Source organism: Acrocarpospora sp. B8E8 (genome assembly GCF_039871605.1).
Taxonomy (GTDB): Bacteria; Actinomycetota; Actinomycetes; order Streptosporangiales; family Streptosporangiaceae; genus Acrocarpospora; species Acrocarpospora macrocephala.
Genome location: NZ_JBDPLV010000007.1, coordinates 197,683 through 220,558 on the forward strand (window position 1 = coordinate 197,683; position 22,876 = coordinate 220,558).

Annotated in this window: 16 protein-coding genes; 2 read left to right on the forward strand and 14 right to left on the reverse strand. The window is 70.3% G+C overall.

What is annotated here, in order from left to right:
• Positions 1–355 precede the first annotated feature (355 nt).
• From ABGB08_RS09390 to ABGB08_RS09435, 10 genes are all read right to left on the reverse strand, one after another.
• Positions 356–1,324 (reverse strand): ABC transporter permease, encoded by a 969-nt coding sequence (locus tag ABGB08_RS09390; RefSeq protein ID WP_347588434.1) that lies wholly within the window; start codon positions 1,322–1,324, stop codon positions 356–358.
• Positions 1,325–1,391: 67 nt separating this feature from the next.
• Positions 1,392–2,345 (reverse strand): ABC transporter permease, encoded by a 954-nt coding sequence (locus ABGB08_RS09395; protein WP_347588436.1) that lies wholly within the window; start codon positions 2,343–2,345, stop codon positions 1,392–1,394.
• 85 nt (positions 2,346–2,430) lie between these two features.
• A complete protein-coding gene (locus ABGB08_RS09400) occupies positions 2,431–3,369 on the reverse strand; it encodes an ABC transporter permease (protein ID WP_347588438.1) in 939 nt (312 codons plus the stop codon).
• The gene (locus ABGB08_RS09405) at positions 3,366–4,397 is read right to left on the reverse strand and encodes an oligopeptide/dipeptide ABC transporter ATP-binding protein (protein WP_347588441.1); all 1,032 of its coding nucleotides are present in this window, start codon (positions 4,395–4,397) and stop codon (positions 3,366–3,368) included. Before ABGB08_RS09405 ends, ABGB08_RS09400 begins: the two co-directional genes overlap by 4 nt.
• Entirely contained in the window at positions 4,394–5,401 is a 1,008-nt protein-coding gene (locus ABGB08_RS09410) for an ABC transporter ATP-binding protein (protein WP_347588443.1), read from the reverse strand. Before ABGB08_RS09410 ends, ABGB08_RS09405 begins: the two co-directional genes overlap by 4 nt.
• Positions 5,401–7,146 carry an ABC transporter substrate-binding protein gene (locus tag ABGB08_RS09415; RefSeq protein WP_347588445.1) on the reverse strand — a complete coding sequence of 582 codons (1,746 nt, stop codon included), beginning with the start codon at positions 7,144–7,146 and terminating at the stop codon, positions 5,401–5,403. Before ABGB08_RS09415 ends, ABGB08_RS09410 begins: the two co-directional genes overlap by 1 nt.
• A 72-nt stretch (positions 7,147–7,218) precedes the next feature.
• The gene (locus ABGB08_RS09420) at positions 7,219–9,561 is read right to left on the reverse strand and encodes an AAA family ATPase (protein WP_347588447.1); all 2,343 of its coding nucleotides are present in this window, start codon (positions 9,559–9,561) and stop codon (positions 7,219–7,221) included.
• A gap of 96 nt (positions 9,562–9,657) precedes the next feature.
• Positions 9,658–10,617 carry a 2-oxoglutarate and iron-dependent oxygenase domain-containing protein gene (locus ABGB08_RS09425; RefSeq protein ID WP_347588449.1) on the reverse strand — a complete coding sequence of 320 codons (960 nt, stop codon included), beginning with the start codon at positions 10,615–10,617 and terminating at the stop codon, positions 9,658–9,660.
• Positions 10,618–10,904: 287 nt separating this feature from the next.
• The gene (locus ABGB08_RS09430; RefSeq protein ID WP_347588451.1) at positions 10,905–11,612 is read right to left on the reverse strand and encodes a DoxX family protein; all 708 of its coding nucleotides are present in this window, start codon (positions 11,610–11,612) and stop codon (positions 10,905–10,907) included.
• A 67-nt stretch (positions 11,613–11,679) separates the two neighbouring features.
• Complete coding sequence (locus ABGB08_RS09435) at positions 11,680–13,242, reverse strand: MFS transporter (protein ID WP_347588453.1); 1,563 nt, start codon at positions 13,240–13,242, stop codon at positions 11,680–11,682.
• 153 nt (positions 13,243–13,395) lie between these two features.
• Between ABGB08_RS09435 and ABGB08_RS09440 the strand changes: the two genes are divergently transcribed.
• Both ABGB08_RS09440 and ABGB08_RS09445 read left to right on the forward strand, forming a co-directional pair.
• A complete protein-coding gene (locus ABGB08_RS09440; RefSeq protein ID WP_347588455.1) occupies positions 13,396–14,415 on the forward strand; it encodes an alpha/beta hydrolase-fold protein in 1,020 nt (339 codons plus the stop codon).
• Positions 14,416–14,467: 52 nt separating this feature from the next.
• A complete protein-coding gene (locus ABGB08_RS09445) occupies positions 14,468–16,237 on the forward strand; it encodes a hypothetical protein (protein WP_347588457.1) in 1,770 nt (589 codons plus the stop codon).
• On the opposite strand, the gene ABGB08_RS09450 is transcribed toward ABGB08_RS09445, so the two are convergent.
• The 4 genes from ABGB08_RS09450 to ABGB08_RS09465 all read right to left on the reverse strand — a co-directional run bounded on the left by ABGB08_RS09450 (position 16,234) and on the right by ABGB08_RS09465 (position 22,830).
• A complete protein-coding gene (locus tag ABGB08_RS09450; RefSeq protein WP_347588459.1) occupies positions 16,234–17,550 on the reverse strand; it encodes a GH1 family beta-glucosidase in 1,317 nt (438 codons plus the stop codon). The two genes, ABGB08_RS09445 and ABGB08_RS09450, sit on opposite strands and share 4 nt — an antisense overlap.
• A 56-nt stretch (positions 17,551–17,606) precedes the next feature.
• Positions 17,607–18,590 (reverse strand): LacI family DNA-binding transcriptional regulator, encoded by a 984-nt coding sequence (locus tag ABGB08_RS09455; RefSeq protein WP_347588461.1) that lies wholly within the window; start codon positions 18,588–18,590, stop codon positions 17,607–17,609.
• Between the two features lie 14 nt (positions 18,591–18,604).
• The gene (locus tag ABGB08_RS09460; RefSeq protein ID WP_347588463.1) at positions 18,605–21,382 is read right to left on the reverse strand and encodes a glycoside hydrolase family 3 C-terminal domain-containing protein; all 2,778 of its coding nucleotides are present in this window, start codon (positions 21,380–21,382) and stop codon (positions 18,605–18,607) included.
• 236 nt (positions 21,383–21,618) lie between these two features.
• Positions 21,619–22,830 (reverse strand): ROK family transcriptional regulator, encoded by a 1,212-nt coding sequence (locus ABGB08_RS09465; RefSeq protein ID WP_347588465.1) that lies wholly within the window; start codon positions 22,828–22,830, stop codon positions 21,619–21,621.
• Positions 22,831–22,876 lie beyond the last annotated feature (46 nt).

Consider the following 22,876-nt stretch of genomic DNA (forward strand, 5'->3'; position numbering starts at 1 on the left):
GAAAGCACAAGGGGACCGGATTCCTCCCGGCACTCGACCTCGCCACCCGCGAAACCGTGAGGGCCACCCTCCGAAGTCACGCGACCATCGCCGCGCGCGTGGGACGCCCGAGTCTCCCCCACAGAGCCCGGGCCAAAAGGCAACGCCCCAGTCTCGGCTCCCCACCTCACGCACCCATCTCCAGACGGATCCGGCACTGTGGACGCGATCCCCGGACCCATCTCAGGCCTCGACCGTCCGTCGCCATGCGGATCCGGCGCAGCGGGCACAGTCCCCGGACCTACTTCCGGCCCCGGCCGCCCATCGCCACCCGAACCCGGCGCTGTAGACGCGGTTCCCGTGACCGCGTCCGACATCATGTCGTCCTCACACGTGGATCAAGCGCCGCCTGCAGGAGGTCGGCGGCAACGGCGGCAACCAGCAGGGCCAGGGCGGCCAGGCAGCTGATCGCGGCGACGGTGTTGACATCGTTCGTGCGGATGGAGGCCACCAGTTGGTGGCCCAGGCCGTACCACCCGAAAATGGTTTCGGTGATGGTGGTTCCGACGAGGAGAGCGCCGAAGGTGAATGCGAAGTAGGTGACCACGGGGATCAGCGCGACGCGCAGGGCGTGGCGGGTGTAGGCGGTGTGGCGGGGGAGGCCTTTGGCGCGGGCGGTGCGGACGAAGTCGGAGCCTAGAACGTCCAGGAGCATGTTGCGCTGGTAGCGGGAGAAGACGGCGGCCATGCCGAGGGCGAGGGTGAGGGTGGGCAGGGCCAGGTGCTGGACGCGGTCGAGGGTCGACTCGACGCCAGGGGTGGCCTCGCCGCTGACCAGGAAGATCTTTACGCCGGCCAGCTCGTTGAACCAGACGGCGCCGATGATCAGCATGTTGGCCAGGACCACGGTAGGCACCGCCAGCACCCCGAAGGACGCGACGGTCGACAGGCGGTCAAACCAGCCGTATTGCCCCACCGCCGCGCACGCGCCCACCGCGACGCCGGCGATCGCCCCGAGCAGCAGACCCGCCACGACCAGGCGCAACGTCACCCCGGCCCGGCGGCCGAGGTCCTCGTTCACGGACGAGCCGTTCCAGGCGCGCCCGAAATCGCCGTGCAGCACTCCCGCGGCCCAGGTGAGGTAGCGGGCGGCCAAAGGTTCTTTGTCGTTGAGGTTGTAGGCGGCGAGCTGCGCGTCGACCGCCGTCTCGGGCGGGCGCGGCATACGCTCGGCGTAGTTGGCGCGCGGGTTCAGCGCGGCGGCGGCCAGCAGGTAGGCCATGCTGGTGGCGACCGCCACCAGCACCACATACCCGATCAGCCGCCGGGCCAGGAACCCCGCCACCGAATCGCCTCCCACCACCGAAAGAAATCAACAGTGCGCAACAGACTAGCGACTCTGAGTGACAGTTTCAGGCCAGCCGGACCCGCGGATCGAGGAACGAGTAGGCGACGTCCACCAGGATGTTGGCGATCACGATGAACGCCGACGCCAGGATCGCCGCCCCGATGATCACCGGCAGGTCCCCGTTCCGGACCGAACGGATCATGAGCTGGCCGAGTCCCTGCAGGCCGAAGACCGACTCGGTGACGACGACGCCGCCGAGCAGGGTGCCGATGTCCACGCCGAACTGCGTGACGACCGGGGTCAGCGCGGCGCGCAGCCCATGCCGGTAGGTGACCCGCCGCTCCGGCGCGCCCTTGGCCCGGGCGGTGCGAATGTAGTCCTCGCCGAGCGTGTCGAGCATGGATCCCCGGGTGAGCCGGACGTAGACGGCGGCCTGCACGACGGCCAGGCAGATCCACGGCATGATCATGACCTGCAGGAACCCGGCGAAATCCCAGAGCGGCGACACGTACGGCCCTGGCTGGAGCCCTGACCACGGGAACACCGACAGGGCCAGATAGATCATCAGCATGCCGAGCACGAACGTCGGCAGCGAGATCCCGGCCAGCACCAGCACGGTCGTGACCCGATCCCGCAGCCCGCGCGGCTTGGTCGCGCTGAGCACTCCCCCAGTGATCCCGGCGGTCATCCACAACACCGCCGCCCCGAAGACCAGCCAGAGCGTGCCGGGCAGGCTCTGCGCGATCAGCGTGGTCACCGGAGTCTGGCTGATGAAGGAGACCCCCAGGTCACCGTGGAGCAGCTTGCCCAGAAAGGACAGGTACTGATCCCACAACGGCCGGTCGAGCCCCAGTGTGTTCCTGATCTGGTCGATCACCTCGATCGGGGCGCGCGGCCCGGCCAGCCGCCGGGCGACGGTGTCGGCGGGCCCGGCGAAGAAGAGCAAGAAGACCGTAGTGGCAACCAGCCAGAGCACGAGCACGCCAAACAACACTCGGCGCAGAAGGAAACGCGACATCAGCGGCCACCTTCCCCACGCGGATCAAGGGCGTCACTACCGAGCAGATTGAAAGCCAGCGTGGTTAGCAGCAAAAGGCGTGACATCAGCGGCTGCCCTCTCCGCGCGGGTCGAGGGCGTCGCGGATCCCGTCGCCCAGCAGGTTGAAGGCCAGCGTGGTCAGCAGCAGCATGACGGCAGGGAAGATCAGCAGTCCCGGCGCGACCCGGTAGTAGTCCACCGAGTCGGACAGGATCGCGCCCCAGCTCGGCGTGCGCGGATCCACCCCCAGTCCCAGGAAGGACAGGGTGGCCTCGAACACGATCGAGGTCGGGATCAGCAGGGTGGCCAGCACGGTGACCGGCGCGATCAGGTTCGGGACCACGTCCACGAACATCGTGCGGGGCTTGCTCGCGCCCATCGATCGGGCGGCCTCGATGAACTCCCGTTCCTTGTAGGTGATGGTCTGCCCCCGTACGACCCGGGCCATCGCCGCGAACGAGAAGAACGCGATCACGAGGATCATCAGCGGCACGCTGGCGCCCAGCACCGCCACCAGCACGATCGCCACCAGCAGGTACGGGAAGCTGAGCACCACATCGAGCACCCGGGCCAGCACCCCGTCCACCCAGCCGCCGTAGAACCCGGCCACGATGCCGACCACCACCCCGAAGAGGGTCGCCAGCAGGGTGGACAGCAGCCCGACCAGCAGCGAGATGCGCGCGCCGTACAGGATCCGGACGAACAGGTCCCGGCCGAGGCTGTCGGCTCCCAGCCAGAACCCGGAGCCGGGCCCGACGGGCAGCCCTTCCGGGGTGAGCCCGGCCGCCGGGAACGCCTCCTGCGGGCCGTGCCCGGTGATGGCGGCGAAGACCGGGGCGAGCAGCGCCAGCAGCACGATCACGGCGATCACCCCCAGCGACACCATGGCCGCGCGGTCCCGGGTCAGCCGTTCCCAGGCCAGCTGCCAGGGCCCTTTGCCGCGGACCGCCTCCGCCTGCTCGGGAATGTGCTCGGCCTCAGCCGACGCCTCGGTCAGGCTCATGCTCCACCCCCTTTCTCCAGATGCGGCTCGGTGGATACCTGCTCGATCTGGGCCTTCTCCGAGCCGAGACGCTCGCCCGGTTCCACCGGAAAATGACAAGCGGCGAAATGCCCGCCTTCGGGACGCCCTTGCGCGAGCAGCCGCGGATCATCGGTCACGCACTTCGGCATCGCTTTCGGGCAGCGCGGATGGAACCGGCAGCCCGATGGGGGCGCGATCGGGGACGGCACATCCCCGGTCAGGACGATCCGCTCGCGCCGGGCCGACAGGTCGGGGTCCGCCACGGACGCGGCCGACAGCAGGGCGTTCGTGTACGGATGCCGCGGCAGCTTGTACAGATCCTCCCCCGCCGCCGTCTCCACGATCCGCCCGAGATACATCACCGCCACCTGATCGCTCACATACCGCACGACCGACAGATCATGAGCGATGAACACGTAGGTCAGCCCCAGCTCCGCCTGCAGGTCCTTCAGCAGGTTGATGACCTGGGCCTGGATCGACACGTCCAGCGCGGACACCGGCTCGTCGCAGACCACCAGCCGGGGCCGCAGCGCGAGCGCCCGCGCGATCCCGATCCGCTGCCGCTGCCCCCCGGAGAACTCGGCGGGGAACCGGTTGAAATGCTCGGGATTGAGCCCCACCAGCTCCATCAGCTCCTGAACCCGCCGGCGTCGTTCCGCCTTGGTCCCCACGCGATGGATGACCAGCGGATCCGCGATGATCGACCCGATCCGCCGCCGCGGATTCAACGACCCGTACGGATCCTGAAAAATCATCTGAACCTCGCGGCGCGGATCCCCATCGAACTCGATGGACCCCGACGTCACCGGATACAACCCGGTGATGCACCTGGCCAGCGTGGACTTGCCGCACCCGGACTCGCCCACGATGCCGAGTGTCTCCCCCGCGCGCACCTCCAGGCTCACCCCGTCCACGGCGTGAACCCGCCCGACCTCCTTCTTGACGAACAGCCCCTCCCGGATCGGGAAATACTTCCGCACATCGGTAACCCGCAGCAGCGGCCTCATGAGGACTCCTCCTCCCGCCGCCGCGCGGCCTCGGGACCGAGCCCGACCACGTCCAGGGGCAGCCAGCAGGCCGACTGATGACCGGGTTCTCCCATCAAGGGCGGTTCCTCCCGCCGGCACCGGCTCATCACGTACGGACAGCGCGGATGGAAAGTGCAGCCGCTCGGCGGCCGGAGCAGGCTCGGCGGCTGGCCGGGCACCGGCTTGAGCCGCTCCTTGGCGCCGGTGGTGCTGGGCACCGACTCCAGCAGCCCCACCGTGTAGGGGTGGTGCGGCCGGTAGTAGAGATCCCGCCGCCCGGCCCGCTCGACCGGCTTGCCCGCGTACATGACGAGCACCTCGTCGGCGATGTCGGCGATCACCCCCAGATCGTGGGTGATCATGATGAGCGCGGTGTCGAACTCCTTCTGCAGCCGCATCATCAGATCCAGGATCTGCGCCTGCACGGTCGCGTCGAGCGCCGTCGTGGGCTCGTCGGCGATGATCAGCTTCGGGTTGAGCGCCAGCGCCATCGCGATCATCGCCCGCTGCCGCATACCGCCGGAGAACTGGTGCGGATAGTCGTCCACCCGCCGCTCCGGCTGCGGAATCCCGACCAGCCCCAGCAGCTCGGCCGCCCGCTTGCGCGCCTGCGCTTTCCCCACGAAGGGCTCGTGAATCCGGATCAGCTCCACGATCTGCCACCCCACCGTGTAGAGCGGATGCAGGCTCGACAGCGGATCCTGGAAGATCATCGAGATCTCGGCCCCGCGCAGCCGCCGCAGCTCCTCCTCCGGCATGCCGATCAGCTGGCGCCCTTCGAACAGCGCCGATCCGGCGACCTCGGCCCCCCGGATCAGGCCCATCAGCGCCTGCGTGCTGACGCTCTTGCCCGACCCGGATTCGCCGACGATCCCCAGCGTGCGCCCCCGCTCGACGTCGAAGCTCAGTCCGCGTACGGCCTGCACCGCGCCGTCCGGGGTCGGGAACGACACGGTGAGCCGGGACACCTCCAGGAGCGCCATCAGCCCAGCCACAGCTGCGTGTAGTCGAACTGCTGCGATATCGGCGAGTAGAGCGCGTTCTGCACCCGGCTGGAGTGGAAGGTCGGCACGTTCTGGGAGATCAGCGGCACGATCGGGGCGTCGGCCATGATCATGGCGTTGGCCTGTTTCCAGGACGTCTCCGCCGCGCTCGCCGACGCGGCCGTCAGGGCTTTCGCGATGGTCGCGTTGACCGCGGGGTTGTTGTAGGCGCCGTAGTTGGTGGAGCCCTCCGCGTAGTTGGCCCCGTAGAACAGCGGCACGACGATCGACCTGCCGTTGTTGCCGTACCAGTCGGGCAGCCACGAAGGCCCGCCGATATCCCATTTGCCCTCGCGGCTCTTGGCCACGCTGGACAGGTACCGCCCGTAGAAGTCGTCCGGCGAGGTGGCGATCAGCGTGGTCGCGATCCCGCACTTGGTGAGATCGGCCGCGATCGCCTGCGCCACCTTCGGGTGGTTGCCGGTGGTCCGGTAGGGAAACTGGAACGTCAGGCCCGACGCTCCGGCCTCGGCCAGCATCGCCCGGCACCTGGCGGGATCGCCGACGTGCCCGGGCGTCGTATACGGCTTGACGTCGACGTCGAAGCCGATGCTGCCCGGCGGGATGGCGCCGTCCAGCACCGTGTTCAGCCTGGGCCCGCCGTAGATCTGCGCGATCGCCACCTTGTTGATCGCGAAGTTGATCGCCTGCCGCACCTTCGCGTTGGCGAGCGCCCGGTTGTTGTTCGGGCTCTGCAGGTTGAACACCAGGAAGGGATTGAGCGAGGAGCCCTCGAACACGTGGAACTCCGGGTCGCCGTTCATCCGCTGGATCGCCGACGTCGGCACCGGCTGGTCCCAGGACAGGTCCGCGGTCCCCGCCTCCAGCTGCTGCTGCACGACATCGGCGCTCTCCTGCCCGAGCATGATCTGGATACGCTCGACGTGCTGGCGCCGGACCGGGTCGGCCTCCTGCTTCCAGGCGGGGCTGCGGTTCAGCAGGATCGCCCGCCCGGCCTGATAGGTGGTGATCTGGTACGGCCCCAGCGAGATCGTGTTCTGCCGGAAGTCCGGCCCGTCGGGCACGTACTTCTCGTACTCCACCGGAGCGGGTGACGCGAACGGCAGCGCCAGGATGTTCAGGAAGTCGCTCGCCTTCGTGGTGAGCCTGATCTCCAGGGTCTCCGGGTCGACCGCGCGCACGCCCTTGATCTGGTTGCGCGCCATGAACTGCGCGATGCCGGCCGCGGTCTTGGGCGCCTTCTGGAACGCGGTGAAGAACTCCTGCATCCCCTCGATCGTCCCGGTGTAGTACGAGATCCCGCCGGACGGCTGCACCGGGTTGGCCAGCCGCTTGAGCCCGCGTACGAAGTCGGCCGCGGTCACCTGCCGGGCCGGCGTGGTGTTCCAGCGCACCCCGTCGCGGATCTTGAACGTGTACGTGCGACCGTCCGCGCTGATCTCCGGCAGCGCCTCGGCCACATCCGGCACGATCGTGGTGGCCTTGTTGAATTCATTGCTCGCCGGATACGTCACCAGCTGCCGGGTCCAGGTCCGGTTCAGGGTGTAGGCCACGGTCGTATACGAGGAGGCCGGGTCGAGATGGTCCACATCCCCCGACCCGATGACCTTGAGCGTGCCGCCCCGCACCGGGACCGAGCCGTCGCCGGGAGCGACGCCGGGGCCGCAGGCCGTCCCCACGAATATCAGGACCGTCGCGAGCGCCATGCCGTCGCGGATCTTCACCGAGCCCACCCCCCGGGATCAATAGTGTGATCCGGTGTGGAGCGGTAATGCCATGAACAGGCAAAACTCTGTTCAGGACAGCTCGTCGACCGCCGAGCGAACGTCCTGGCTGGTGATGGTGACGAGCTCCGCCGCGCTGGCGCTGCTCTGCTCGGCCAGCCGCACGTCGCGCCGCAACGCGGCCCGCTCGTAGAGCGAGCGGGCGAACCGCCCGTTCCCGAGCCCGTCGATCAGCCGCTCCTGGCAGACCCACGCGAACACGTCGGCCAGGTCCCGGGTGGCCGCCAGGTCGAACCGGTCCCCCGCCGTCGCGGCGGTCATCGCCGCGATCTCGGCCAGCTCGTCCGGCGAGTACGAAGGGAACGCCACCCGCTGGTTGAACCGGCTGGCCAGCCCGGGATTGGTGGCCAGGAAGCCGTCCATCTCCCGCTCGTAACCCGCCAAAATGATCACCAGCCGGTCCCGGTCGTCCTCGGCCCGCTTCAGCAGCGTCTGTACGGCCTCCTGGCCGAACGCGTCACCACCCGAGTATCCGGTGTTGGCCAGGCTGTAGGCCTCGTCCACGAACAGCACCCCGCCGATGGCCCGATCCACCAGCTCGTTGGTCTTGATCGCGGTCGCCCCCAGGTGCTGCCCGACCAGGTCGGCCCGGGACGCCTCGACCACGTCGGACTTGGCCAGCAGCCCGAGCGCCGAGAAGATCCGCCCCAGGATGCGGGCCACCGTCGTCTTCCCGGTGCCCGGCGGCCCGGCGAAGATGAAGTGCCGCATCTGCGACTGCACCGGCAGCCCCTGCTCCTCCCGCATCCGGGCCACCCGCAGCTGCGCGGTGATGGCGTGCACCTGCCGCTTGACCGGTTCGAGCCCGGCCATCCGGTCCAGGTCGCGCAGCGCGTCCTCCAGCGTCGGCGTGGCCTGGTAGCCGCGGAAGCGCGCGGTGATCTCGTGGAACGCCTTGGTCACGTCGGCCGCCGTGGTGGTGACCAGGTCCTCGCCCCGGGGCGCGCCCCCGGCGCTGACCACCCGGACGTCCCTGGCCTGCGAGGCCGCCTCGGCGACGCTGCGGGCGAACCGCGCGTTGCCCAGCTCGTCGACCAGGCCGCGCCGGTGCACATCCTCGAACAGGCCGCGCAGCACCGGCCGCGCCTCGGGGGCGAGCCGGTCGCCGCGCCCGGCCTGGAGCGACTCGGTGATCGCCAGCAGCTCGTCGGCGTCGTAGCTGGGGAACCTCACCCGGCTGGAGAAGCGGCTGGACAGCCCCGGGTTGGAGCCCAGGAACGTGGCCATCTCCTTCTCGTATCCCGCCAGGATGATGATGAGCCGGTCCCGGTCGTCCTCGGCCCGTTTCAGCAGCGTCTGCACGGCCTCCTGGCCGAACCGGTCCGGCTGCCCGTCCCCGGAGTTGATCAGCCCGTACGCCTCGTCGATGAACAGCACGCCGCCCAGGGCGCGGTCGATCAGCTCGTTGGTCTTGATGGCGGTGGCCCCGAGATACTCGCCCACCAGGTCCGCGCGCTGCGCCTCGACCACGAACGGCGTCTCCAGCAGCCCGAACGAGTAGAAGATCTTGGCGAGGCTGCGGGCCACGCTGGTCTTGCCGGTGCCGGGCGGGCCGACGAAGACGAAATGGCCCATTGGCGGTTCGGTGTTGTAGCCCGCCTCCTTGCGCAGGCGGGACGCTTCGATGGAGGCCGCGATCGAGCGCACCTGCTCCTTGACCGGGGTCAGGCCGATCATGCCTTCCAGCTCGCCGAGCGCCTGCTCGACGGTGATGGGCGGCGGCGCCTTCGGCCCCCGGTCGCGGGGAGCGGGTTGGAATCCGCCCGCCCGGCCGCGCTGCTGGACCGGCTGCTCCTCCGCCGGCAGTTCCGCCTTCACGCGCCGGGCTTGGACGAACCTGAACACCAGGGCGACCGCCGAGATGCCGTACGCACCCCAGATGGCGGCGGCGAAGGAGATCGAGGAGATCGCGAAGCACACGACGGCGGCGGGTGCCAGCGCGGCGAGCGCGGTCAGCCAGGGCGGCACCCAGCGGATCAGATGCGCCGCCGCCGCCACGAGGATGCCCAGCAGGAGGAGCATGAACAGCACGTAGGGGGTCGCGCCCTGGCCGCTGAGCGCGTGCAGCGCCAGGGGGGACACGGCGGTCCACCCGGCCACCACCAGCGTGGTCGCGGCGGCGCGCGGGAAGCGCAGCGCCAGCGCGAGGAAGGCCAGCAGGATGACGGTGACGAAAAACGTGCTCCACAGCGACCACCCGAAGGCGACCGCCAGAGCGAGCGCGCCGATCAGCCCGCCGATGAAGACCGCCCGTCTGGCGAACGGCGGGAGGTGGAAATAGCGAAGTCGCACCTGTTCGAACAGGTCCCGTGCTGCCGCGCGTCCCGTGGGACGGGCCCGGCCATCCTCCCGCATGACGCCTCCCCGGTCCGCCCCCGGTTATATCGCACCGAAGCGCCGAATGGACGCCCCAGCGAGTTTCGGCGCGTCTTCTCCGCTGCCCCGAATCCGTCAGTCCAGCACGTCGGCCCGGAGTTGCGGAAATACCTTGGCGACCTTGGACAGAAGGTAATCGCCATATGTGCCGGTGAAAGCCCTGAGATCCTGTCCGTCCCAGCGGGCCCTGCCCCCGTCCAGCCGGGGGCGGGACGGCAGGGGTGGCACTTCGCTGTCCCAGCCGGGATCAAAAAAGAACGGGAAGGACAGCCGCTCCCGGCCGCTGGCGTTGCGCACCCGGTGCGGGGTGGAGCGGTAGTGGCCGCCGGTGAGCTTGTCGAGCATGTCGCCGATGTTGCAGACGAAGGTGCCGGGGATCGGCGGCGCGTCGATCCAGCCGCGCGCGCTGTGCACCTGGAGTCCCGCGTTGTCGTCCTGGAGGAGCAGGGTGAGCAGCCCGTAGTCGGTGTGCTCGCCGACGCCCCACCCGTCGTCCGCCGAAGCGGGCGGATAGTGAAATATCCGGAACAGGATGGTCGGGTCGGCCGTGTAGCCCGTCGCGAAGTAGTCCTCGTCCAGCCCCAGGCTCAGCGCGACTCCCCGCATGACCGCCTGGGCCACCTCAGTCATCACGTCCAGGTAGCGCAGCACCGACGCACCCAACTCGGGCACCTCGTCAGGGAAGAGATTCCGGCCACTCAGCGGACGCCCGTCAGGCTCCCGCTCCGCTCCGAAATAGATACCTTCCTTGAGATCGGGCCGCCCCGAGGTGAGCTCCCCGCCCACCGGGAAGAACCCCCGCCAGGCCCGCCCTCCATGCGCCATCGAGATCTTCATCTTGGCGTCCAGCGGCAACTCGAAGAACCGCCGGGCACTCGCGTCCATCCGGGCGATCAGATCGGCCGGCACCCCATGGCCGCTGATGTAAAAGAAGCCACTATCCACGCAAGCCGCCTCAATCTGCCGAGCGACAGTCGCGGCAGACTCCCCTGCAAGCAGCGGCGAAACATCAATAACCGGCAGTTCGCTACCCATCACGCCATTCTCTCCGCTTCGACCACCAGCTGCCGCCTTCCGTGGCCGCCTAGAACGCCCAATGCCGGTGCCGCCTCGGCGTCTCCACCACGACCCCCAGGTCCCTGACCAAGCCGCTTGGAACGCCTGATGCTGGTGCCGCTCTTGGCGCCGGTGCGGTGCGAGCCATCACCCGCCTGCACGGCGCCGGATAACGGCGAGCAAGCCGACGACCTGCCATCCTGTTGGACGCATAGCCGTGATGTGAGCGCGCTGACAACCATCGCCGCCTTGCGGAAAGAGCAGCCCTAATCCGCCTTTCCGGTGCGGCGGCCGGCCACCAGCGTGTCGCCCGATTCGCCGCCGGTCGGGCGGGAGACCTCCACCGGAGCCTCGGTCTTGCTCTCCGTGGTCTCCTCGGCCCGCTTGGACCGCCGGGCCGTTCTCGGCTTCGGCAGCGCCTCGGTGACCTCCTCGGAGGTGCTCGCGGACGCGGGGAACGTGACCGGGCCCTTCGGGTCGGGGTCGGTCTTGGCGCGTGGCTCGCGCAGGGCGTTGATCACCGCGTCAGCCTCGGCCTCGGCCGCGAGGTCGTCCGCCTCCTCGGCGTCGCGCCGCTTGATGACCACCATGTGGTCCACCGAGAGCCGCCCGCCGCCGTTCACCGACAGCAGCACGGAGGCCGCGCCGAGGCCGACGATGAGGTTGATGTCGCCGCCGGTGAGCGGCAGCCCGGCGTCGCCGGCGGTCAGGATGAACACCGCGAGCGCCTCGGCGAACAGCAGCATGCCGACGAAGGAGACGGCGAGGCCGGCGATGAGCAGGGTGCCGCCGACCAGCTCGATGAGCATCGTGGCGCCCGCCCATAACCGGGGGGCGGGCGCGCCCAGCTGGGCGAACTGGCCGCCGGTCTCGATCAGGCCGGCCTCCAGCTTCTGCCAGCCCTGGGCGAAGAAGATCCCGCCGACGCCCATCCGGGCCGCCAGCGAGGCGAGGTCGTGGAGTGTTCTGTTCACGGGGACCATTCTGGAGCTCCTCGGGGACGCTTCCTATGCATTTCTCCCCATAACCGGCACGGTCATGTCAGGCGGCGACGCGTTCACGCTCCCGCGCCGCGGCTCGCGCGGCCTGCCGCCGGGGCAGCAGCACCGCCACCGAGACGGCCGTGACCAGCAGGAACAGCACGCTCACGAGCACGGCCGCGTGCAGCCCGGAGACGAAGGCCAGCCGCGCCTCGGCCAGCAGCGACGCCCCGGCCGGGCCGCCGAGCTCGGTCGCCACGTGGGCGGCGGCGGCCAGCGACTCGCGCGCCAGCACGGCCAGATCGGGCGGCAGCTCGGCCGGAACCAGCAGCGCGGGCGCGTAGACGATCGTGGTGATGGTGCCGAGCACGGCGATGCCCAGGCCCGCGCCGAGCTCGTAGGCGGTCTCCTCGATCGCCGCCGCGCCGCCCGCCCGGGACTCCGGGACCGAGGCCATGATCGTGTCGGAGGCGGCCAGCAGGGCCACCTCGACGCCGAAGCCGATCCCGACGAAGCACAGCGCGAGCGTCACCGGGTGGTCCTCGACTCCCCAGTTCAGCACCGGCATCAGGGCCAGCGCGGTGAGCGCCAGGCCGCCGCTCATGGTGGCGCGCAGGCCGATCCGGTCCAGCAGCCGGGCCGCGGTCAGGCCGCCCACGATGGCCGCGACCATGAGCGGCACCATCCGCAGGGCCGCGCCCAGCGGCGACAGGCCGAGCACCAGCTGCAGGTACTGGGCGAGCATCAGTTCCAGGCCCACCATCGCGAAGATGGCCAGCAGCACGCAGGCCACGCCGGTGGCGAAGCCGCGCTGGGTGAACAGGCCGATGTCCAGCAGCGGCGCGGCCAGGCGGCGCTGCCGCCTGGTGAACCACACCAGCAGGGCGACGCCGAGCGCGAAGACCAGCAGGGCGGGGCCGCGCCCGATCGTGTGGCCGTACCCGGCCTCCTTGAGGCCGAAGGCGAGGGCGAGCAGCCCGGCCACCGAGAGAGCGGCGCTGAGGGCGTCCCACGGGTGGGCGCGCCTCGTGGTCGGGGGCAGCAGGCGGATCGCCAGCGGGAGGGCGACCAGCAGCAGCGGCACGTTGATGAGGAAGACCGCGCCCCACCAGAAGTGCTCGACCAGCACGCCGCCGAGCATCGGGCCGACCGCCGCGCCGCCGGCCGCGACCGCGCCCCACACGCCCAGGGCGATCGCGCGTTCCCTGCGGTCGGTGAAGACCTGCCGGATGATGGACAGGGTGGCGGGCATGATCATCGCGCCGCCGACGCCGAGGCAGGCCCGGGCCAGGATCAGGGCGATCGGGGTGGCGGCGAACGCGGCGGCCAGCGAGGCCACGCCGAACACGACGTAGCCGCCGAGGACGAAGGCGCGCCTGCCGTACCGGTCGCCGAGGGTGCCGAAAGTGACCAGGAGGGGGGCCACGACCAGGGAGTAGATGTCGATGATCCACAGCAGCTGGACCGCGGAGGGCTCCAGCGCGGCGGTCAGCGCGGGCACCGCGATGTGCAGCACGGTGGCGTCTACGGCGACGAGCAGGAGGCTGAAGCAGAGCAGCGCCAGGACCGACCACCGGTTCGCGCGCCGCCCGGCCCCGCCGATTTCGCGCCCAAAAATAATCATAGGTCGCTCAGGGGGTCATAGCCCGGGTGGACATGCGTGGCAGCTTAGGTGATAGCCGAAGGATCCTCAGGCGTTCCGGCAAACAGTCAAGTCACACATTTATGGACGAGATTGGCCACATATCGTGAGGCCATGATGCCTTGGAGTCCTGAAATGTCCGGACGCGTGGAGAAGGTCACGATCGTCAGCGAGCAGCTGCGCGGCAACGCCCTCGGCGATCCGTACGAACGGCCGCTCTGGATCTACCTGCCCCCAGGCTACGACGACACCGACGCCCGCTACCCGTCGATCTACGTGCTCCAGGGCTACTCGGGGCAGGTGACGATGTGGGGCAACCGGTCGGCGTGGCGGCGCAACTACCCGGAACTCCTGGACGAGCTGTTCGCCTCGGGCGAGACGCCGCCCGCGATCGTCGTCTTTGTCGACGCCTGGACCCGGCTCGGCGGCAGCCAGTACGTCGACTCCCCCGGCCACGGCCGCTACCACTCCTACCTGTGCGAGGAGATCGTCCCGTACGTGGACGCCCGCTACCGCACTCTCCCCGGCAAACAACACCGCGCGATCACCGGCAAGTCCAGCGGCGGCTACGGCGCGATGATCACCCCCATGCTCCGCCCCGGCCTGTTCGGCGCGCTCGCCACCCACGCGGGAGACGCCCTCTTCGACGTCCTCTACCTGCGCGACTTCCCCAAAGCCGCCCGCACCCTCCGGGACGAGTACGACGGCTCCTGGACGAACTTCCTGGACCGTTTCTTCGCCACCGGCGGCCGCTGCCCGGGCCACGACATGATCCTCCTGTACGGCAACGCCGCCTCCTACTCCTCCAACCCCGACGGCACGGTTGACATCCCGTTCGACGACCTCGGCCACCTGCTTCCCGAGGTCTGGGACAGATGGCGGGAATATGATCCCGTGACCATGGCGACGGTGCGCCCCGAGGCGCTGCGCGGCCTGCACTCGATCTGGATCGACGCGGGCAAGAGCGACGAATACTTCCTCGACCTGGGCGCGACGGCCTTCCACCGCGCCGTCCAGGCCGCCGGCGTGCCCGCCGAGGACGTCGTGTTCGAACTCTTCGACGGCACGCACAGCAACCTTGAACATCGGTACGTCCTGGCCGTCAAGTGGCTCGCTCCCCGCTTGACACCTGAGAACCTCTCTAGAGAGATATAGGTATATGTCCGACACCTAGGCAATCAGGGACAGGCGGCGGATCATGCGTTGGGTGGGGAACGATGCCGAGGAGTCATCCGCGCGTGCCCGGCGCGAAACCGGTTCCGAGGACTCGGCCCCGAAAGACAGTGCCGACCCTCGGTCCTGGTGCGCGGTTGCGGCTACCAGGCTCGGCCGCGACCAACCAGAGGCGGCGCTGGAGGCCGCTCGTCAGGCGGTGGATCGTGAACCGCACGGCGAGTGGGGGCACCGCCTGGCGAGCCTCGCCCTGGAGCGCCTGGGCCGCGCGCGGGAGGCAGTCGACTCGGCCCAGGAGGCGGTGCGGCTGGCGCCGGGCTCCTGGGCCGCGCGGCTGCGCCTCGCCGGCGCGCTGCGGCACCTTCCGGGCCGCTGGCGCGAGGCGTGGGCGGAGGCCCAGAAGGCCGTCAGGTACGCCCCTGAGGAACCCGGCCCGCATTCCCTCTCCGGGGATCTCGCACTGGCGCGAGGCGACCACAGGCGGGCGGCCGCCGCGTATCGGGCGGTACTGCGCCGCGATCACGACCATGTCGGGGCCCGGGTGAACCTGGGCCTCACCTTTCTCGGCTGGGAAGCCCCGGACGTCCACCACGACCCGGCCTGGGAGGTCGACCCGGCCGAGACCGGCCAGGCGAGAAGGGCGTTGCAGGTCTGGTCCTGGCAGGTCAGGGGGCTGTTGGCGATCGCCATGACGGCCGTCGCCGTGGCCGCGCTGGGCTTCGACCTGCACCTGCAAGCGCAGATCGGCGGCGCTGTCGTGCTGGGCGGCGTCCTCGCGGTGACGCTCCGGCAGGCCGGAAAAATCCGGATCTGGTCGCACGTCCCCGCCATGCTCGGCCGGGATCTGTGGCTGAGCGTCGCGCTTTCCGTGGCGTTCTTCGTGATCGCCGCGTACGTGGTCGGCCTGGCCACCCTCCCCGAACCGGACACGGTCAGCTGGGCGTGGTCCGGGGCGCTCGGGCTGGTCCTGTTCAACCCCGTGGCCGTGGGGCTGCTCTGGCTGCTCGTGGAGGCGTGGCGGGGACGGCCGGTGCAGGCGCTGACCGAGTTCGCCCTGGCCTCCAGCTCGCGGGTGGCCCGGCGGAACATGGACGTGGCGTTGTGGATCATCGCGGGGCGGGCCTGGTGGGGGCTGCTGGTCTTGTCGGTGCTGCCGGTCCCCTGGATCGCGCTGGCCGCGCTGGCGGTGCCGGTGGCGATGGTGCTGGTCGGGCGCAAGGCCAACCTGCGCGGGGTGGTCCGGCGAGACCGCTGGCTGGTGGGGGCGCTGGGCTTCCTGGTGGCGTCGGCGATCTGCCTGGCGGTGGCGGGCGTCGTCCCGGCGATGGCCAGGGCCTGGCAGGGGGCCTGGCTGGCGCTGCTGGCCGTGGCGGTGGCGTTCTGCGCGCGGGCGGTCCGGGCCAGGTGGCGGGGCACGCCCGGGCCGTGGCGGGTCGCGCTGACCCGGGTCGAGCTGCCGACGGGGGACATCAGCCCGTCCTCGGACCTGACCGACGAGGTCAGGCACGCGGTCACCTTCTCGCGCAGCGTGGTGCTCTCCTACACCGGCCCGGACGGCCCCCGGTCGATCGCGGTGAGCGCGGTGACGTCGGTGAGCCGGTCGGGCGAGCTGCGGGTGATCGCGGGCGAGGAGGCGTGGGAGGCGGTGGAGCGCGACCCCCGGGTGGCCATCTTCGTCGGCGATCCGCGGTTCTGGGCGGAGGTGACCGGGGTGGCGATCGCCGACAACGAGGTGCTGCGGATCACGCCCAGGGACGTGGTGGTGCGCGAGTACCCGGGCCGGCAGGCCCGGGTCCGTACCTAGTCCAGGCCGTTTCTGGCGATGACCTCGCGGTACCAGTGGGCACTGTCCTTGGGGAGTCGTTCCAGGGACTCGTAGTCGACGCGTACCAGACCGAAACGCTTGTGGTAGCCGCGGGCCCACTCGAAGTTGTCCAGCAGCGACCAGACCAGGTAGCCGCGCAGGTCGGCACCCCGCTGGATCGCGTTGTGGGCGGCCCGGAAATGGCCGTCGAGGAAGGCGATGCGGTCGGTGTCGGGCACCCGGCCGTCCTTGACCACGTCGGCGTAGGCCGCGCCGTTCTCGGTGATCATCAGCGGGGTGCCGGGGTAGTCGCGGGTGATCCGCAGCAGCAGCTCCTCCAGGCCGGAGGGGATGACCTCCCAGCCCATCTCGGTGGGCACGCCGTGCGGGGGCAGCCAGGCGATGCCCTCGCTGCCGGGATACTCCTCGTGCCCGGGCGAGGCGGGGTCGGCGGCCAGCCGGGCGATCGTGTAGTAGTTCACGCCGAGCACGTCGATCGGCTCGAACGGCAGATCGTCCAAATCCAGATCAGTAAATTTCGCGATATGGGCGCGGATGTCGTCGGGGTAGGTGCCGCGCAGGACCGGGTCCAGGAAGAGGCGGTTGGCCAGGCCGTCGATGAGCGTGGTCACCTCGGGGTCGCCGACCGTCGGCGTGAGGTTGAGCGTCACGCTGACCTCGCCCGCGCCGCCCGCGCGCAGGACCTGCGCCCCCAGCGCGTGCGCGCGCAGCAGGTGGTGCGCGGCCGTGAACGCGGCGGCCGGATCGGTCACCCCGGGGGCATGGCGGCCGGAGCCGTACCCGACGAAGGCCGAGACCCATGGTTCGTTGAGGGTGGTCCAGGTGGCGACCCGGTCCCCCAGGCGGTGGTGGACGATCTCCGTGTAGTCGGCGAACTTCGCCGCTGTGTCCGGGTTCCGCCAGTCGAGTTCGGCGGGGAGGTCCCAGTGGTAGAGGGTGGCGATGGGCGAGATGCGGCGCGCCAGCAACTCGTCCACAAGCCGGTCGTAGAAGTCCAGGCCGGCGGCGTTGAATGTGCCGCCGGGCAGCACGCGCGGCCAGGACACCGAGAACCGGTAGGCGTGCAGCCCCAGGTCTTCCATGATCGCGACGTCCTCGCGATACCGGTGGTAGTGGTCGCAGGCGACGTCCCCGGTGTGCCCGTCGGCCACCTTCCCCGGTGTGTGGCTGAACACGTCCCAGATGGATGGTCCCCGGCCGTCCTCACGCACCGCTCCTTCGATCTGGTACGACGCGGTGGCCGCACCCCATACGAATCCTTGGGGGAAGGTCGCGATCCCAGAAGTCGGCATGGGATTGCTGGACACAGCGATCCCAGAAGTCGGCATGGGATTGCCGGAAGCAACGGTCAACGTGTGCTCTCCCTGATCGTGAGTCGTGGTTCCAGCAGCATCGAATCCGCAGGAAGGCCGTCGAGCTTGGCCATCAGCAGCCTAACCGCCTGATGCCCGACATCCTCGGCCGGAATGAGCACGGAGGTGAGCGCGGGACTCGCCCGTTCCGCGACGTCATCCGGGCAGATCGCCACCACCGACACGTCCTCCGGGACCGATCGGCCGAGCTCGCGCAACGCGGCCAGGACGTGCCCGACCGCCGCCTCGTTGTGCACCACCAGACCGGTCAATCCGGGATGCTGGTCGAAGAGGATCTTCACGGTCTCGGCGACCTCGTCGTAGGTCTCCTCGCACGGCACCGCGACCGATTTCAGGTCCTTCGCCGCGGCCGTGAACCCGGCCAGCGTGCGCTCGGCGAAACCCGTGCCCCGCTCGTAGACCACGCGCGGCGCGCCCAGCAGCGCGATCTCGCGATGCCCGCCCGCCGCCAGATGTTCGGCGCACAGCGCCCCCGCCCGCGCGAAGTCCAGGTCCACGCAGGTCAGCCCCTCCGCGTCGGCCGGGAACCCGATCAGCACGCTCGGCTCGCCCAGCTCGCGCAGCAGCGGCACGCGCGGATCGCGGACCTCCACGTCCATCAGCAGCAGCCCGTCCACCAGGGCGCTCGCCGCCACCCGCTGCAGACCTTCCGGGCCCTCGTCGGCGGTCATCAGCAGCACGTCGTGGTCGAACTGCCGGGCGGTGGCCACCACCGAGGTGGCGAACTGCATCAGCACCGGCAGGTTCATGCCCGCCCGCAGCGGCAGCACCAGCGCGATCACGTTCGCCCGCTTGCTGGCCAGCGCCCGCGCCCCGGCGTTGGGGTGGTATCCCAGCGCGCGCACGCTCTCCAGCACGCGCTGCCGGGTGGTCGCGGATATCGCCCGTTTGCCGCTCAACACGTACGACACGGTGCTGACCGCGACTCCCGCGTGCCTGGCGACGTCGGCGATGGTCACCGTACGCACCTTCCTCACCGGCCGAACCCGAGCGTGCGCACCGTGACTCCCTCGTTCTCGAACACCACATAAAGATCGCGCACGCCGGTCGCGGGCGAAAGAGCCGTGGCCGCCTCGACGAAGTCGTGACCGCCCGCCGTCGGCCTGACCGTGACCGTGCCGAGGACCTCGCCGTGCAGGGGATCGTCCAGGCGCAGGGTGAGCACGCCGCCCTCGGTGCTGGCGGCGCTCAGCACGGCCTGCTCCGGCTTGCCGTCCAGGTCGGCGTCGCGGAACACGATCCAGGCGCCTGGCCCGGCCGAGCGCACGGCGTCTCCCCGCTCCCTGGCGGCGTCACACAGCACTATTCCGTCGTACTCGTCATGGTCGGCCGCGTCCAGTGCGCGCAGGTCCCGGGGCGGCACGCGTTCGCCCTTCACGGTGAAGGGCGCGCACAGCCGGATGTCCCGGCTGGAGGAGCCGACGTGCACCTTGTGGGAGGCGTCCTCGATCGCGAAGCGCCCCCGGGTGACGTCCCAGAACGCCAGGTCCTCGATCGGGACACCGATCTCGACGGTACGGCTCTCGCCCGGTGCGAGCCGTACCTTCCGGAAGCCGCGCAAGGCGCGGACCGGCTGCTTGACGCGGGAGCGCTGCTGGTGGGTGTAGACCTGCACGACCTCCTCACCCGCGCGCCAGCCGGAGTTCGTCACCGTGACCTGGACGGTCAGAGTGTCGTCGGGGGCCAGGTCGTCGCTGGACAGACTGAGGTCGGAGTAGGTGAAGCGGGTGTAGCTGAGGCCGTGGCCGAACGGGTAGAGGGGCGTGCCTCGGTAGTACAGATATGTCGCGTCGGTGGCGATGATGTCGTAGTCGAACAGGTCGGGCAGCTCCCCGGCCGAGCGATACCAGGTCTGGGTGAGGCGGCCGCTCGGATCGGCGTCGCCGAACAGCACGTCGGCGAGGGCGTGGCCGTATTCCTGGCCGCCGTGCGAGGACCACAGGATCGCGGGCACGTGCGCGTCGGCCCAGGTGACCGCGAACGGGTAGCCGCTGGAGACCACCAGCACGGTCGCCCTGTTCGCCTCGTGGACCGCCCTGACCAGCTTCTCCTGCCCCTGCGGCAGGGCCAGGTCGGCCCTGTCCTCGGTCTCCCTGCCGTTGACCAGCGGGTGGTCGCCCACCACGACGACGGCCACGTCCGCGTCCGCGGCGGCCCGTGCGGCCCGCGCGGCGCCGCTCTCGACCAGGTCCACGACGAGCAGGGTGGCCGCGTCCGGGTCGTCGGTGAGGCGGAGCGTGCCGCGATCGGCGGTGACGTACTGGTCGGTGGAGATGTGGCGGAGCACGACGCCGCGGAAGCGCTCCTCCATCCGGAAGGTCTGCCTGACCTCCCAGCCGTTCGGGCCCGGCTGGTCGTTGACCAGCACGCCGTCCCGGCCCACGCTGACGTGCCTGCCGTTGGCGACGCTGCGGAACGCGTACGCCCCGCCGCCCCAGTCGAACACGTCGAACTCGGCCGAGGCGCCGATGCCGAGCGGGCCGCCGGTGTAGTCGGCGGTGGCGCTGACGTAGCCCTCTTCGGCGCGCAGCGTGATGCGGTCCACACCCTCGCAGTAGACCGTCTCGCACCGCTCGGCGATGCCGTTCCTGGCCGTCACCCGGTACGGCAACGTGCCGCTGTACCAGTCCTCCAGCAGCACGTCGGCCAGCGGGCCGATCACCGCCACCCGCTTGGGCGCGCAGAGCGGCAGCAGGCCGTCGTTCTTGAGCAGCGTGATCGACTGGCGGGCCGCCTCCCGGGCCAGGCGCTGGTGCTCGGTGCAGTTGACGACCTCCTCGCTGATCTCCTCCTGCGGTTCCACCGGGTCGAACTCGCCGAGCCTGGTCCGGATGGACAGCGCGTGCCGGACCGCGGTGTCGATGTCGGCCTCGGTGATCAGGCCGCGGTCGAGGGCGGTCCTGAGGTGACCCAGGGTGGCTTCGGGGTTCGCGTCATCTTGGGTGAAGCTGTCCAGGCCCGCTTTGAGCGCGTGTGCGTACGCCTCGGCGGGGTCGGCGTGGTAGGCCTGCATGCCGAAGAGGTTCGCGGGGGCGTACGCGTCGCTGACCACGAGGACGTCCTCGCCGGTCCACGTGCGCAGGACGTCGTTGATCAGCGGGGACAGGTGCGCCGGGCGGCCGTTGACCAGGTTGTAGCTGGGCATCACGGCGACCGCCGCGCCCGACTCGATCGGGGGGCGGAAGGCGCGCAGCTCGTATTCGTGCAGCACCCGGGGTGGCAGGTTGCTGGAGCTGACGCAGCGGTCGGTCTCGTTGTTGTAGGCCAGGAAGTGCTTGAGCGTCGGCGCGGTCTTCAGCACGGGCCCGTCCCCGCGCAAGCCCGTCGCGTACGCGGTGCCCAGCACGCCGGTCAGCCACGGATCCTCGGAGTAGCCCTCCTCGTTGCGCCCCCAGCGCGGATCGCGGAGCGGGTTCACCACCGGAGCCCACACGTTGCGGCCCGCCCCGGCCGGATCCTTGCGGTGGAAGGCGAGCACCTCGTCCGCGGTGGCCGCGCCCACGCCGCGCACCAGCTCCGGGTTCCAGGTGCTGGCCAGGCCGATCGCCTGCGGGAACACGGTCGCGGGGCCGAGCCAGGCCAGGCCGTGCAGCGCCTCGGTGCCGGTCCGGAACGGCTTGAGCCCGAGCCGGTCGACCGGCGCCTGGTACTGGTGCAGCAGGCCGATCTTCTCCGCCAGCGTGAGCCGGGCGACGAGGTCGCTGACCCGGGTCCGCGTGGGCAGGCCTGGATCGCGGAACGGCTCGGTCATGTGGATCCACCATCCTCATGTGTCGAAGCGCTTCGATGGACGGGCAAAAGAAGGCGCTTCTGTCGAAGCGCTTCGATAGGTTTCACCCGGATGAAATCGGCCTCACAACCGAAGGGTCCCGCTTGAGGAACTTCCGGTCAAGACCCATTTGTCGGGCTGCAGCTGCCGGTCTTGGCGCCGGTGCGGCGAGAACCATCACGCACGTGAACGGCGCCGGATAACGGCGAGCAACCCGGCTAGGTCAGCGCGGGTAGCCGTCCCGAATCGACTGAATCAAGGACCCTAGCAGCGGCTCCGAGCGCGCCCGCGCCGTGGCCGAGCGTGGAGACGACCAGGCGGCAGCCGCCGCCTCCGGGCGCGATCGAGCGGCGGAACATCTCCTCCTCCGCGCGCTTGTGCACCCAGGGGGCCAGCGTCACGAAATATCCCCCGAGCACGATGACCTCGGGATTCAGGGTGTTCGCCACGATCGCCACGCCCTTGCCGAGGTTGTGGCCGACCGAGTCGAGCAAAGCGAGGATCTCGGCGTCACCCGCGCGGGCCCGCCGCAGCACCTCGTCGAGCTCGGGTTCCAGCTCCGACGGCGACACTCCGGGCGCGAGCACCGCGCCGATCCCGGCCATGGCCTCCAGGCAGCCGTGCCGCCCGCACTGGCAGAGCGGGCCGCTCGGGTCGATCTCGATGTGCCCGATCTCGCCGGTATAGCCCTGGCCGCCGCGCCGCAGCCGTCCATCCATGATCACGCCAGCGCCGACGCCGACCTCGCCGGTCAGGTAGACCAGGTCGTTCACGCCGCCGTGCGGGCCGAAGCGGAGCTCCGCCAGCGCGCCCAGATTGGCGTCGTTGTCGACCATCACCGGAAAGCCCGGATCGCGCATCGCCTTGGTCAGGTCGCCGCACAGATCGACGTCGCGCCAGCCGAGGTTCGGGGCGAGCCGCACTGAACCGTTCACGTCCACCAGGCCCGGCACCGCGACCGTGAGGCCGAGCACCTGGCGGGCCTCCTTCGCCATCCGGCTCACCACGCGGCGGGCGATGGCGGCGATTCCGACCACCGCCTGGCCCGCGGAAGCCGTGCCTCCCGAGAAGGATCGCCGCCAAGACAGCAGCTCCTCGCCCTTCAGGTCGACCGCGACCGCCGTCAAGTAGTCCACGTTGACCTCGATGCCGATCGCCGCGTACGGCGAGCCGTCCAGCACCAGCATGGTCGCCGGGCGGCCCACCCGGTTCTCGGTGAGGCCGGTCTCGCGGAGCAGGCGCCGGTCGATCAGATCGGCCACGAGGCTGGAGACCGTAGCCTTGTTCAGGCCGGTGGACGCGGCGATGTCCGCGCGGGAACAGGGTGAGTTCTCGCGGACGAACCGCAGGACGACGGCCAGGTTGGTGGCGCGGACGTCGGTGAAGTCGGCCGGCTGAGGCCCATGGTGCGATGTCTGCGGTGTGATCAAAAGTCAGCCCCGTTCCTGCTCGGGCTCATCATGCCTCATGTGCCCC

What these genes read in the sequence shown, in the direction of transcription:
- ABGB08_RS09395 (WP_347588436.1), bottom strand. Translation starts at nt 2,345, where the DNA reads ATGTCGCGTTTCCTTCTGCGCCGAGTGTTGTTTGGCGTGCTCGTGCTC.
- ABGB08_RS09400 (WP_347588438.1), bottom strand. Translation starts at nt 3,369, where the DNA reads ATGAGCCTGACCGAGGCGTCGGCTGAGGCCGAGCACATTCCCGAGCAG.
- ABGB08_RS09405 (WP_347588441.1), bottom strand. Translation starts at nt 4,397, where the DNA reads ATGAGGCCGCTGCTGCGGGTTACCGATGTGCGGAAGTATTTCCCGATC.
- ABGB08_RS09410 (WP_347588443.1), bottom strand. Translation starts at nt 5,401, where the DNA reads ATGGCGCTCCTGGAGGTGTCCCGGCTCACCGTGTCGTTCCCGACCCCG.
- ABGB08_RS09420 (WP_347588447.1), bottom strand. Translation starts at nt 9,561, where the DNA reads ATGCGGGAGGATGGCCGGGCCCGTCCCACGGGACGCGCGGCAGCACGG.
- ABGB08_RS09425 (WP_347588449.1), bottom strand. Translation starts at nt 10,617, where the DNA reads ATGGGTAGCGAACTGCCGGTTATTGATGTTTCGCCGCTGCTTGCAGGG.
- ABGB08_RS09435 (WP_347588453.1), bottom strand. Translation starts at nt 13,242, where the DNA reads ATGATTATTTTTGGGCGCGAAATCGGCGGGGCCGGGCGGCGCGCGAAC.
- ABGB08_RS09440 (WP_347588455.1), top strand. Translation starts at nt 13,396, where the DNA reads ATGTCCGGACGCGTGGAGAAGGTCACGATCGTCAGCGAGCAGCTGCGC.
- ABGB08_RS09450 (WP_347588459.1), bottom strand. Translation starts at nt 17,550, where the DNA reads ATGCCGACTTCTGGGATCGCGACCTTCCCCCAAGGATTCGTATGGGGT.
- ABGB08_RS09460 (WP_347588463.1), bottom strand. Translation starts at nt 21,382, where the DNA reads ATGACCGAGCCGTTCCGCGATCCAGGCCTGCCCACGCGGACCCGGGTC.